Source organism: Rhodovulum kholense (assembly GCF_003053725.1).
GTDB lineage: Bacteria > Pseudomonadota > Alphaproteobacteria > Rhodobacterales > Rhodobacteraceae > Rhodovulum > Rhodovulum kholense.
The window spans coordinates 545,716-558,263 of record NZ_QAYC01000001.1 but is presented as its reverse complement, the minus strand read 5'-3'; the positions used below and the strand labels follow the sequence as shown (position 1 = coordinate 558,263).

The 12,548-nt window shown below is 72.8% G+C and carries 7 protein-coding genes; 4 read left to right on the top strand and 3 right to left on the bottom strand.

What is annotated here, in order from left to right; all coding sequences use genetic code 11:
* The first annotated feature begins 92 nt into the window (after positions 1-92).
* The 4 genes from C8N38_RS02515 to guaB all read left to right on the top strand — a co-directional run bounded on the left by C8N38_RS02515 (position 93) and on the right by guaB (position 3,729).
* Complete coding sequence (locus C8N38_RS02515; RefSeq protein ID WP_108023573.1) at positions 93-1,064, top strand: TDT family transporter; 972 nt, start codon at positions 93-95, stop codon at positions 1,062-1,064.
* 43 nt (positions 1,065-1,107) lie between these two features.
* Complete coding sequence (locus C8N38_RS02510; RefSeq protein WP_108023571.1) at positions 1,108-1,737, top strand: Crp/Fnr family transcriptional regulator; 630 nt, start codon at positions 1,108-1,110, stop codon at positions 1,735-1,737.
* 74 nt (positions 1,738-1,811) lie between these two features.
* Positions 1,812-2,090 (top strand): N(2)-fixation sustaining protein CowN, encoded by a 279-nt coding sequence (gene cowN / locus C8N38_RS02505; protein ID WP_108023721.1) that lies wholly within the window; start codon positions 1,812-1,814, stop codon positions 2,088-2,090.
* A gap of 190 nt (positions 2,091-2,280) precedes the next feature.
* Entirely contained in the window at positions 2,281-3,729 is a 1,449-nt protein-coding gene (gene guaB, locus C8N38_RS02500) for an IMP dehydrogenase (protein WP_108023569.1), read from the top strand.
* Positions 3,730-3,799: 70 nt separating this feature from the next.
* Here the strand turns inward: guaB and C8N38_RS02495 are convergent, their stop codons facing one another.
* Genes C8N38_RS02495 through C8N38_RS02485 form a run of 3 tightly spaced genes read right to left on the bottom strand, consistent with a single transcriptional unit; the run spans position 3,800 to position 12,028 of the window.
* Positions 3,800-7,084 (bottom strand): hypothetical protein, encoded by a 3,285-nt coding sequence (locus tag C8N38_RS02495; protein ID WP_108023567.1) that lies wholly within the window; start codon positions 7,082-7,084, stop codon positions 3,800-3,802.
* Positions 7,081-8,436 carry an ATP-binding protein gene (locus tag C8N38_RS02490; RefSeq protein ID WP_108023565.1) on the bottom strand — a complete coding sequence of 452 codons (1,356 nt, stop codon included), beginning with the start codon at positions 8,434-8,436 and terminating at the stop codon, positions 7,081-7,083. The genes C8N38_RS02495 and C8N38_RS02490 overlap by 4 nt, the downstream gene beginning before the upstream one ends.
* Positions 8,429-12,028: a contractile injection system tape measure protein gene (locus C8N38_RS02485; RefSeq protein WP_108023563.1), complete on the bottom strand. Its 3,600-nt coding sequence runs from the start codon at positions 12,026-12,028 to the stop codon at positions 8,429-8,431. Before C8N38_RS02485 ends, C8N38_RS02490 begins: the two co-directional genes overlap by 8 nt.
* Between the last annotated feature and the right edge of the window lie 520 nt (positions 12,029-12,548).

Below are 12,548 nucleotides of genomic sequence, written 5' to 3'. Positions count from 1 at the left end.
CGGTAAAGCAAAAACTCGCGCGGGCGGCGTCCAGCTTGCCGGGGCGGCGGGGGCATGGCACACCGGGACCGACCCGCCAGGAGAGACCCGATATGTTCACCCCGCGCCCCCGTTTCGGCACCCAGACCCCGCCCGCGATCTTCCCGCCGGTCCTCGGTGCGCTGGGGCTGGGGCTGGCCTGGCGCCGGGCGGTCGATCCCTTCGGCGTGCCGGGCGCCGCGGGCGATCTGATCCTGGGCGCGGTCACGCTCCTTTTTCTTTTCATGGTTGTCGCTTACGCGCTGAAGTTCGGGCGCCGCCCGGGCGTTCTGGCCGAGGATCTGCGGGTGCTTCCGGGCCGCGCCGGGCTGTCGGCCTCGGTGCTGTCGGTCTATCTTCTGTCGGCCGCGCTGGTGCCGCTGGCCCCTGTGCTGGCCGAGGCGCTGCTCTGGGCCGGGCTCGGGCTGCATCTGGCGCTTTTGGCGGTTCTGATCCGGGGGCTGGCCACGGGTCCGGCCGAGCAACGCCGCGTCACGCCGGTCTGGCATCTGCATTTCGTGGGCTTCATCGTCGCCTGCCTGCCCGCCGTGCCGCTGGGCCATGCGGGGCTTGCGACCGTCCTCCTTTACGGCACGACCGCGATGGCGCTGGCGATCTGGGCGGCCAGCCTCGTTCAGGCGCGGCGCCTGAGCGTGCCCGCGCCGCTGCGGCCGCTTTTGGCGATCCATCTGGCGCCCGCCTGCCTGATCGGCACCGTGGCCGCGTCGCTCGGCCTGATGCCGCTGGCGCTGGCGGCGGCCGCACTGGCCGTGCTCCTGCTGGTCCTGATGCTCGCAGGCGCGCGCTGGATCCTGGCTGCGGGAGTCTCGCCGCTCTGGGGGGCGTTCACCTTCCCGATGGCAGCCTTCGCGAGCCTGATGCTGGTGCTGGCCGGGACGGCGGAGCCCTTGGGCGATCTCTTCCGCATCGCGGGCGGCGTCAGCCTGGTCGCGGCGACGCTGGCGATCCCGCCGATCCTTCTGTGGGTGATGCAGGCCTGGGCAAAAGGCAAGCTCGGTGCGCAGACCAATGCCGCGCGGGTCTGAGCCTCTCTGGCCACGGGCCGCGCGCCCGCGCTAGGCTCCTGCCATGACCGAGTCCGCGCCCTTTCCCCATTCCGCCTGGCTGGCCGAACTGCCCGGCGGGCTGCGCCGCCGGTTCCAGCCGGGCGAGGCCATCGCGCGCCCGGGCGACGGGCCCGACCGGCTGTTCGTGCTGGACGCGGGGCTGGCGCGGATCTGCCTGAACGGGGCGGCGCGCGAGCTGACCATCGGCTATCTGCGCCCGGGCGGGATCTATGTCACCCATACCCGCGCCTGGATCGAGGCGCTGGCGCCCAGCACGGTCGTCTCCTGGCCGGTCAGCGAGATGCTGGCACTCGTCACCCGCCAGCCTGCGCTGGGGCTTGCCGCCTTCCGCGAGGTTGGCCAGCTTCTGCACGGCGCCATGAACCTGATCGAGGATCTGGCCTTCCGCCCGGTCGAATCCCGGCTCGCGCGGTTTCTGCTGGGCGAACGGCGGCTGCAGCACAGCGACCGGATCCGGCTGATCGACAGCACCGAATCCCTTGCCTCGGCGCTGGGCACCTCGCGGCAGACGCTCTCGACCCTGATCAACAAGCTGATCCGCGAGGGCGTGCTGGCCCGTCCCGACCGCCGCCATCTGGCGCTGTGCGACATCGCCCGGCTGGAAGAGCTGGCCGAACTGTCGGCTGGCTGACAGAACTGCGGCCCGCGCTCGCCTATCAGCACCCGGTCCCCCAAGTCCCGGCCCCGGAAGAGGAGCGCATGGCCATGACCGACCAGACCCCCGACCGCTACGTGACCTTCTGCGGCATCGATTGCGACCGCAAGGCCGACCGCCTGCTGGCCATGCTGGCCGCGCATATGGCGACCAGCCAGTCCCGCTGGGTCGGCTATTTCGACAAGAAGCTGACCGAGAAGGCCCGCATGGGCAATGACAACCTGCATTTCGTCGGCAGCCAGGTGAACAGCCTCTACGCCTTCTTCGAGGAACTGGGCGACAGCGCCGCCGAAGAGCTTCTGTACGATCTCGAACAGAACTGCTGCTGAGCGGGCCCGCCACAGGCCGCCCACCCCCCGCATTTTCTTCTTGGCGGAAATACCCCCGCCGGAGGCACCGCGCCCGCGAGGGCGCGTCCATAAGGGCGTACCCGGGAGGGCTCTGGCGATTGCCCCTTTCCTTTTCTCCCCTCGCGTGAAATAGGGAAGCGCCAAACGAAAACTCCCCCAGGAGACCCCCATGGAGATTCGCGAGGCCCTCACCTTCGACGACGTCCTTCTCGTTCCCGCCGCCAGCTCCGTGCTGCCCAGCCAGGCCGATACCTCGACCCGGGTCAGCCGCACGATCCGGCTCAACATCCCGCTTCTGTCCTCGGCAATGGATACCGTGACCGAGGGCCGGATGGCCATCGCCATGGCCCAGGCGGGCGGGATCGGCGTGATCCACCGCAACCTGACGGTGGAAGAACAGGCGCGCGAGGTCAGCCGGGTCAAGCGGTTCGAATCCGGGGTCGTCTACAGCCCGATCACGCTGCGCCCCGACCAGACGCTGGGCGATGCCAAGGTGATGATCGAGCGCTACAACTTCACGGGCTTTCCGGTGGTCGACAAGCGCGGCCATGTGGTCGGCATCCTCACCAACCGCGACATGCGCTTCGCCTCCAGCGATGCGACCCCGGTCAGCGCGATGATGACCTGTCGCGACCTTGCCGTGCTGCGCGAGCCCGTCGACCGGGCCGAGGCGCTGAACCTGATGAAGGCGCGGCGGATCGAAAAGCTTCTGATCACCGACGCGGCGGGCAAGCTGACCGGGCTGCTGACGCTGAAGGATACCGAGAAATCGGTGCTGAACCCGCAGGCCGTCAAGGACGAGCTTGGCCGACTGCGCGTCGCTGCGGCGACCACGGTGGGGGATGCCGGGTTCGAACGCTCGCTGGCGCTGGTCGAGGCGGGCGTCGACATGATCGTCATCGACACCGCGCATGGCCATTCCGAGGGCGTCGCGAAGGCGGTCGAGCGGCTCAGGAAGGCCACCAACAGCGTTCAGATCATGGCGGGCAACGTCGCGACCGCCGAGGCGACCAAGGCCCTGATCGACGCGGGCGCGGATGCGGTCAAGGTCGGCATCGGCCCGGGGTCCATCTGCACCACGCGGATGGTGGCGGGCGTCGGCGTGCCGCAACTGACCGCGATCATGGATTGCGCGGCCGCGGCGGGCGACGTGCCGGTGATCGCCGATGGCGGCATCAAGTATTCGGGCGATTTCGCCAAGGCGATCGCGGCGGGGGCCTCCTGCGCCATGGTCGGCTCGATGATCGCGGGCACCGACGAATCCCCGGGCGAGGTCGTGCTCTATCAGGGCCGGTCCTTCAAGGAATACCGGGGTATGGGGTCCTTGGGCGCGATGGCGCGGGGCTCGGCCGACCGCTATTTCCAGAAGGACGCGGCCTCGGACAAGCTGGTGCCCGAAGGGATCGAGGGGCAGGTGCCCTACAAGGGCCCGGCCAGCGCCGTCGTCCACCAGCTGGTGGGGGGGCTCCGCGCCGCGATGGGCTATACCGGCTGCGCCACGGTCGAGGAGATGCGCAGGAATTGCAACTTCGTGCGGATCACTGGCGCTGGGCTGAAGGAAAGCCATGTCCACGACGTGCAGATCACCCGGGAAAGCCCGAACTACCGGATCATGTGACCGCCGCGGCGGCCTGATATTCTGACCCGACACGCCCGGCCGCTCTGGCCGGGCGTTTCACGTTTACGGCTCAGGGCTTCGGCCCGTTCCGCGCCCGCTGATAGGCGGTGAAGCCGATCAGCAGCGCCAGACCCAGAAGCGTCGCCGCCAGCCCGGTGGGTGCCACCACCGCCTCGGGGTCGCAGACCGTCAGCGCCGTCAGGATCAGGATCACCAGCGCGACGCCGATCCAGGCCAGCTTCCAGCGGAAGGCCAGCCGGTCGGCGACACCGCTGTAGAAGGACCGCCAGACCAGCCCCGCCGTCGCCAGCGCGATCAGCGCCGCCCCGGTCAGCAGCACCGCGCGGTGCGGGCAGATCCAGGCGCAAAGCACGCTCAGCGAGGCCAGGAAGCCCGGCAGCACCGGCTCGATCCAGAGCTCGTTGAAGATCCGCCGCAGCGTCTGGCTTTCCCCGGTGGTCGGGTCGGGCGCGGGCCAGAAGCCGATGCCGCCGAAATTATCCTGGAAATAGACCAGATCGTCCCGGAACTGGCTGAAATCCTCGGGGTGGTCGTTGGGGTCCAGATCGCTGCGCGGCTGGCGCTCGACCTCGCGGTGGCCGGTCGGTGGCAGCACCGGCACGATCCGGCGCAGGACCTCGGTGCGTTCGGGGCCGCGAAAATCGCCATGCTCCAGCCGCGCGCGCAGGGTCTTCTTGGCGTCCGAGGTCGGGCGTTCCATGAAGATCAGGATGCGCTCGACCGGCGGCTCGGGGCCGCGCGCGGCGCTGGCGGCGGATTCGGCGCCGTCATCGGGGTCGTCGGGTTCCGCGACCGGCGTCGGCGGCACCAGAATCGCGCGCAAATCGTTCATCAGCGGCGTGTCGATGCCGCTGCCGATCAGGTCCAGATCGAGCCCCAGATTGACGCTTTGCCCGCGCGCCGCGAGGCCCTCGTAGCTGCGCGACACGATCTGTTGCAGCCGCCCGGCCGCCGGGTCGTTGTCCTTGCCGCCGGAATAGCCGCGAAAGATCAGCGTCACCCCGTCGGGGCGGGGCGCGTCGAAGATCGTGGGATAGCCCTCGGCCAGCGCCTTGAAGGTGTTGTCGGCGATCCGGGGGAAGGGCGCCGAAAAGCGCAGGATCTGCTGCACCGCGGTCTCGATCTGGAAATCGGTCCAGTCCTGCCAGCCGGTCAGGGTGATCGCCAGATCGGCGCGGGCACGGTGGCGATGCGCGGCCTGAATGAAATCGCGGCGCATCGCGCTCCAGTCGGATTCGTCCGGGAAGTCGGCCTGCCGGGACCCCGCTCCATAGGCGATCTCGTAGCCGTAAAGCGCGATCCGGCTGACCAGCCCGAAATCGACCTGATTGAGCGGGTCGGGCGCGGGGGGCGCGCCGTCGGCCTCCGCCGTCTTGGGCGCGGCGGGCGTCCGGGGCAGCATCCAGAACGGGTAGAAGGCATAGACCTCGGCGTGATCGAGCCTGGGCTCGACACAGCCGCAGCCCGGCAGCGCCAGCGCCTCGGCCGAGCGCGCGGCCTGCGCCTCGGCGCGGGTCACGGTGCGGAAGGCCGCCTGCCGGGCCTGCCGCTTGACCGCCTCGAACTGGCCGTAGGGGACCGGTGGCGGCACCGCATCGACCGCCGCCGCGAAGAGCCGCTGATTGGGGTAGGTCAGCCCGACCAGCTGTTCCAGCGCCAGCGCCGTCGCCTCGGGGATGTCGACGCTTTGCGCCGCGGCAACCGCGTCGAGCCCGAGGATCGCGGCGGTCAGATCGGGGGTCATGAGCCAGGTCGCGTCGATGGCGGCCTCGACCTCGGTCATGGCGGTCCTGACGATCTCTTCGACCTTGCGCGCGGCGATCGGGTTCAGCAGACGGCGCACGTCGCCCTTCAGCACCTCGGCATTGGGGGCGGGCGCATAATCGGCGTTCAGCAGCGCCTGCTGGAAATCGGCATCCTTGACCGCCGCCTGCACCGCGCTGTCGGTGGCGTCGGTCACGCCCAGCGGGGTGCCCACGGGAAGCTCGGGGAATTCCGGCACGCCCTCGGGCCGGGTGTCGAGCCCGGGCACGATCTCTTCGGCGGCGCCCGCCAGCGTGTCTGCGGCGACCTCGATCTCGGCCTCGAACTCGGCGCGCACGGCCTTGCGGATGGCGGCCTCGGCAGCGGTCTCGAGCGTCTTGCGCACCGGGGTCGACAGCCCGACCAGCGGGGCCACCGCGGCCGAGGCCGCGACCAGGTCGGTGTTCAGCGCCATGTTCGCGGCCGCCGCCGGATCGAGCCCGAAGCGCAGGCCCAGATGCGAGGGCCCGGTGACCAGCGCGCGGATCTCGTCCAGCGCGCAGCGCGTGAGCTGACCGCCAAGCGCCGCGTCGATGGCGGCGCCGAGGTCCTCGGCGCTGGCGAAGGTCTTGCCGTCGAGCCCGGCCAGCGCCGTCTTGACGTCAACGGGCGCGATCAGCGTCTGGTAATCGGCCGCGTCGAAGGCGGTATAGTCCAGCACGGTGCGGCTGACCGGCTCGGCGCAAGAGGCCGGTTCGTCCGCCTCGACGGTCTCATCGGCCTGGGTGGCGGGCGAGAGGCTGGGCCGGTATTCGGCGATCAGCGCCACCGCCGCCGCGTCCGAGCCCATCAGGCGCGGCACCCGCGTCGCCTGACCCGCGACCAGCCAGTCGGAAAACCCCGGCGAGACCAGCCGCGCGACCGCGCCGGGAAGCCCGGCCTCGATCCGGCCATAGGCGGCCAGCGCCGCGGCCACCGCCTGATCGCCCAGCGCATTCGGGACCGGGGTCAGCCCGGTGCAAAGCGCGTCGGTGTCGGGCCAGGCCCCGACCGCGGTCAGCGCGGCCAGCCCGGCGCGCGCCTCGGCCGACAGGGCGGCCTCGGACAGGCCCGCGCAGGCCGCACCCTTCTGCCAGTCCTCGAGCGCGCTGATGGCCAGCGCGGGCGGTCCGGCCAGTTGCAGCGCCAGCCGGTTCGCGCCGGTCTCGGGGATCGCGCCCAGCCGCGCGGCCAGCGCCGGGGCCACCGCGCGCGGTTGCCAATGCGCGTCGGACCGTGCCAGCGCGCCATAATCGGCCGCCAGTTCCAGCGTGCCCGCGACGCTGTCGCGCCCCAGCCCAAGCGGCACCGCCCGGCACAGCCGTACCAGTGCCTGTTTGGTGTAGGGGCCAAGCTTGCCGTCGCGCAGGTATCTGCTGGGGTCGCGCAGCGCGCTGCGCAGCCCGCGCTGGATCTGATCGATGCTGCCCGCCGCGGGCGGCAGCTCGGTCAGGGCCGCAAGATCGGTGCAATCGGCCCGCGCCGCGCCGGGCGCCGCCCAGGCCAGCGTGGCCATCAGGGCCAGAAGGCAAAGAAGCGGGGCTTTGGTCATGCGGTGCGTCCTTCCTTGCGCATCTCGGTCGAGATCGCCTGCGCGAGATCGTGCGCGCTGACCGTCTCGGCGCCACGCCGGAGCGCGCTGATCGTGGCGTGATGCACCACATTGGTAATCGACCCGCCCGCCATCTCGTGGCCCTGCGCCAGCGCGTCGAGATCGACATCGGGCGCCAGCGGTACGCGTTCCAGTATGCTGGCCCAGAGCGCGCGGCGCAGCCCCGCATTGGGGCGGGGAAAGCCCACCACCGTCTGGAACCGGCGGAAGAAGGCGTCGTCGATATTGTTGCGCAGGTTGGTGGCCAGGATCACCAGACCGGGGCAGTCCTCGATCCGTTGCAGCAGATAGGCCACTTCCTGATTGGCATAGCGGTCATTGGCCGATCCGCCCTGGCCACGGGTGCCGAACAGCGCATCGGCCTCGTCGAAGAACAGGATCCAGTCGTTCATCTCGGCCATGTCGAAGACCTGGGCGAGGTTCTTTTCGGTCTCGCCGATATATTTCGAGACCACCATCGACAGGTCGATCCGGTAGACATCGAGCCCGGTGCGCTTGCCCAGCATCGCCGCCGTCAAGGTCTTGCCGGTGCCGGGGGGGCCGTAGAACAGCGCCTTGAACCCGGCGCCGACCCGGCGCGCCAGCCCCCAGTCTTCGCGGATCAGGGCGCGATGGGTGTACCAGGCGACCAGATGCTCGATGCTGTGCTTGACGCCCTGCGGCAGGATCAGCTCGTCCCAGTCAAGCCGGGTGGTCAGCCGCTTGGCCGGAAAGCCCGGCGCATAATCGGGCCGGGGCGGGTGCCCGGCGCACAGCGTCAGCACCCGGTGCGGCGGCAGGGTCAGCGGCCCCGACAGAAGCGTGGCGCCGCCGGGGTCTGCGACCGCGCCCACGGTCAGCCCGGCCGCCGCGCGCAGCGGGTGGTCGGGCGCGAACAGCGCCATCGCCGAGATCCGCGCCGCGGCATCGGCCCCGCCCAGCAGGAACAGGGCTGTGACGGCACTTGGGGCAAAGCCCGGGCCGCCCGCCTGCGCCTCGCCCCGCGCCGCGCCGAATTCGGAGAACACCCGGTCGATGGCCGAATTCTTGACGAAGAACGGATCGAGCGTCGCGGGCGCCAGATGCGGCGCCAGCGCCAGCGCCAGAACCAGCCGGGCAGGCGCGTCGAGCCCCGCGCCGTCGATCAGCCGCGCCAGCGCCGAGTCTCCGGGCAGCGCGGGCGGATCGGGCAGGGCGAAGGGCGTGGCGGTGCCTTCGAAGAAATGGGTCAGCCGGGCGGTGACGGTGTCGGCCAGCCAGCCCAGCTCGGCCTTCAGCGCCTCGGCATGGGGATCTGTCGCGCGCTCAGTCATCGGCGTTTCTCCAGATCACGCTCAGCGCCTCGGGCATCCAGGGCAGCCGGATCGGTCCCAGCGCCCAGGGCAACCCGTCCAGCAGCATGTCGAAGGGTCCGGGCGCGACCGTCAGCCGGGGTGCGCCGCGGTCGTCGGTGCCGATCAGGCCACGGCGGCGGATGAAGGTGGCGCGCAGCCCCTCGGGCGAGGTCTTGCCCAGCCGGGTCCATTGCCCGATGACGCTGCGGAGCAGGCTGTCGATCAGCGCGGTTTCGGCCGGGGCCAGCGTGGGGCAAGGCTCGGGCCGGGCACCCTCGGGCATCCCCAGCAGCAGCCGTTCCAGCGGGTCGGGCAGGCGCTGTGCGGGCTGGGCCTCGGCCAGGGCGGCCAGCACGGCAGCGGCGCGGGGCAGGCCATCGGCGCGGATCTGCCGGGCCTCGATCAGCCCGAGCCGGTCGAAGAGCATCCGCAGATAGGGGTGAAACAGCACGAGCCCGGCGCGCTCGGTCAGGCTGTGCGTGGCCGCCTCGGAGGCGGTCCCGACCGGCGGCGCGGCGCGGGCCGGTGCGGGGGCGGGCGCGGCGGCCTTCAGCAGATCCTCGACCGCCGCCCGAGCGGTGCGGCGCAGCGCGCCCTGCGGTCCGGGCGCGGGTGCGGCATAGCCCAGCCGGGCGGCGAGGCTGCGCAACAGCACGACCCGCTCTGCCTCATCGGGGGAGAGGGCCTGAAGGAAGGCCTCGGCCGCCCGCCCGGGCGCGCCCGGCCCCGGACCGGCGACCAGCGCGGCGGCCAGCTTGGCGGCGTCGAGCCCATCGCGGTCCAGGGGGGACGTCAGGGCCACGGGCAGCGCCCCGGCGATCTGGTCCAGCATGCCGCGCACCGTCGAGGCCCCATCCCCAAGCGCCGCCTCGTAAAGTCCCGCCAGTGCCGCCTCCCGTGCTTCGGTCTCTGGTGGCGCATCTGCTGGTCCGGGTGCCTCTGTCGCCGCGGGGGCGGCATCGGCCGCGTCGGTATGGGCGCGGGACGGGCGGGCCGGATCGGGCGGCCCATCCGCAGGGCCGTCTGCCCCGGGCCGGGCGGCGTTTTCTGCATCGGCGCGGGCCTGTCCGGTCTTGCCTGTCCCGGGGTCGGCCGCCGGATCCGGCCGAGCGGTTTCGGCCGTCCTCGGCACGGACGGACCGGCGGGTCCGTCAAGAGGCTTGCCTTTGGGCGCCTCGGGGAGATCCCTCCCGGCGAGGGCTTCGATCCGAGACGGATCCGGTACGCCGTTCCGCTCGGGCGGGGGTCCGGAGGCGCGTCGTTGCGCGGCGTCGGACGGGCGCTCCTTCGCCGTGGCATGTCCGGCCGATCCTGCCGGCGCGGGCCGGTCCCCGCGCCCCGCCAGGCCGCGCGTCTCGGGCAAGGGCCGAGCATCGTGCCCAAGCAGATGGCCGGACCATCCGTCGCGCGCCGCGCCAACGGACGGCGTTGCCGGGTCCGCCCCGGGGCTGCCCTCTGCATCCTGCCGGGGTGCGTTCCCCTCGGGGCCGCGCGATCGACCCGCGCGCGCCGCGACATCGGCGTCACTCTGCGGCCCGGGCGGTGCGGCTTTGTCCGGGCTGTTTCCGGTCGCGCGCCCCGCCTCCTTCGCAGAGCCTGTCGGTTTCGGATCGCGCCGGTTCCTGGCCGCAGCCCCCAGGAACCCGGCGTCGGGAGTGGTGCCGTCGCCGGCCGCCTCGCCCGGCTGGGGGGCGGGGTCGGTCGTCGCGCCGGTCACGGGGGCATCCGGTTTCTCGCCGGGCTCGCCGGGCCGTTGTTTCGTCGGATCGGCCTGTGCCGCATGCGCGGCAGGGATCGCGCGATCGGCCGCGTGCCCGCCCTCGGCAGACCGCGGCCCGGGCAGTGCGCCTTTGTCCGGGCCGTTTCCGGTCGCGCGCCCTGACCCCTCCGCAGAGCCTGTCGGTTTCGCATCGCGCCGGTTCCTGGCCGCAGCCCCCAGGATCCCGGTGTCGGGAGCGGTGCCGTCGCCGGCCGCCTTGTCCGGCTCCGCCCGCGCCGACCCACCCGGCTGGGGGTCGGGCCCGGTCGTCGCGCCGGTCACGGGGGCATCCGGTTGCTCGCCGGGCTCGCCGGGCCGTGGTCCCGCCGGATCGCCCTGTGCGGCATGCGCGGCAGGGGTCGCGCGATCGGCCGTGTGCCCGCCATCGGCAGACCGCGGCCCGGGCAGTGCGGCTTTGTCCGGGCTGTTTCCGGCCGCGCGCCCTGACCCCTCCGCAGAGCCTGTCGGTTTCGGATCGCGCAGGTTCCTGGCCGCAGCCCGCAGGATCCCGGCGTCGGGCGCGGCGTCGGGCGCGGTGCCGTCGCCGTCCGCCTCGCCCGGCTGGGGGCCGGGGTCGGTCGTCGCGCCGGTCACGGGGGCATCCGGTTTCTCGCCGGGCTCGCCGGGCCGTGGTCCCGCCGGATCGCCCTGTGCGGCATGCGCGGCAGGGGTCGCGCGATCGGCCGTGTGCCCGCCATCGGCAGACCGCGGCCCGGGCAGTGCGGCTTTGTCCGGGCTGTTTCCGGCCGCGCGCCCTGACCCCTCCGCAGAGCCTGTCGGTTTCGGATCGCGCAGGTTCCTGGCCGCAGCCCGCAGGATCCCGGCGTCGGGCGCGGTGCCGTCGCCGGCCGCCTCGCCCGGCTGGGGGCCGGGGTCGGTCGTCGCGCCGATCACGGGGGCATCCGGTTTCTCGCCGGGCTCGCCGGGCCGTGGTCCCGCCGGATCGGCCTGTGCGGCATGCGCGGCAGGGGTCGCGCGGTCGGCCGCGTGCCCACCATCGGCAGAGCCGGTCTTAGACGCCGCGCGATCCGAGAGCCCTTGCGGCCCGACTTTGGGCGTCGCGGCAGGCGGACCCTCTGCGGCGGGGCCGGACCCAAGCGTTTCGGGACCTGCGTCCGGGGCATCCGCCTTGCGTTCGGGGGGGGCGGTCTGCGCCGGGGGCGCCGCAAAAGCTCCGTTGTCCGACGCGCCGGACCGATCTTCCGCCGGCTGGCCGGGACTTGCAGCATCGCGGGTCGCATCAGGAGCTTCGCCGGTTTGCGCGGCACGGTCGCGGCCAGGAGCGCCGGGCGTGCCGTCGCCCGGCAGGGCCGGCGCGGGCGTGACACGGCCTGGCGATGCGCCGGCCAGCGCCAACAGGTCGGCGAGGGCGCGGGCGCCGGGATCCTTCGGCGCGAGGGCACGGGCGGCGTCGAGATCGACCGGCCGGGTTTCAAGCAGGGCCTGCGCCACGGCGCGCCGGGCCGAGACCGGATCGCGCGCGGTTCGGTCCAGCGCCGCGACCGCCTCCGACAGGGCTTGCGCGCCCTTGGGCAGAAGCGCCGCGATCAGCCGGGCAATGTCGTCCGGGGCGAGCCCCGCCAGAATCGGGTCGGCCCCGCCAGGGCGGCCGATCGTCGCCTGCCGGAGCGCCTGCGCCGCAGCGCGGGCGGCCGCGCCCCCGGAGGCCAGCGCGGCCAGGGTCTCGGGCGGGGGGGCGGACCTCAGTTGCGCCGCGATGCGGTCAAGGGTTTCGGGCGAGGGCCGAAGGCGGGCGCTCTCGCCGCCAAGCGCCGGAACCAGCCGCCGGGCCGCGCGCTGGCGTCCGACCATCCCGGGCTTGGCCGAGGCGGCGGAGGCGGTGTCGTTCGGCGTTGTCGGGGCATCTGAAACGGCATCCGCGAGGCCCGATTGCGAAGGCGTTTGCGATGCGCTTGCGCCGCCCGGCCGGTGGCCTTGCCGAGACCGGTCTGCCGGGTTCGGCCGTTCGTCGCCCAATGCCTCGCGGGGCAGGGCCGCTGGGTCGGAGCGCGCGGTTGGGGCTGGGGTATCGGTCTGTTGCCCCGCGCCCGCCGCCGTCGCGGTTTTCAGTCCGGCGCCTGTGCCGTCGGCCTCATCGGGGTCCTGACGCAAGGCGGAGCCCTTCAGGTCGCGGGCCTCGCCGGTCGTCCGGGCGCGGTCGGGCTGCCGAGCCTGGCCGAGTTCCTGAGCGCCGGATCCGGGGGCAGACCCTTCCGCGGTTTCGGTCTGCGGCGGCGCGGGGTCCCCGATCGAGCGCTCCGGGGAAGATCCTGCCGCGGGGGCGACCGGTCGCGTCGGGTCGCGCCGGTTTGCATCGTCCTGCAGCGACCGC

What these genes read in the sequence shown, in the direction of transcription:
- C8N38_RS02515 (WP_108023573.1), top strand. Translation starts at nt 93, where the DNA reads ATGTTCACCCCGCGCCCCCGTTTCGGCACCCAGACCCCGCCCGCGATC.
- cowN (WP_108023721.1), top strand. Translation starts at nt 1,812, where the DNA reads ATGACCGACCAGACCCCCGACCGCTACGTGACCTTCTGCGGCATCGAT.
- C8N38_RS02510 (WP_108023571.1), top strand. Translation starts at nt 1,108, where the DNA reads ATGACCGAGTCCGCGCCCTTTCCCCATTCCGCCTGGCTGGCCGAACTG.
- guaB (WP_108023569.1), top strand. Translation starts at nt 2,281, where the DNA reads ATGGAGATTCGCGAGGCCCTCACCTTCGACGACGTCCTTCTCGTTCCC.
- C8N38_RS02490 (WP_108023565.1), bottom strand. Translation starts at nt 8,436, where the DNA reads ATGACTGAGCGCGCGACAGATCCCCATGCCGAGGCGCTGAAGGCCGAG.
- C8N38_RS02495 (WP_108023567.1), bottom strand. Translation starts at nt 7,084, where the DNA reads ATGACCAAAGCCCCGCTTCTTTGCCTTCTGGCCCTGATGGCCACGCTG.
- C8N38_RS02485 (WP_108023563.1), bottom strand. Translation starts at nt 12,028, where the DNA reads ATGGTCGGACGCCAGCGCGCGGCCCGGCGGCTGGTTCCGGCGCTTGGC.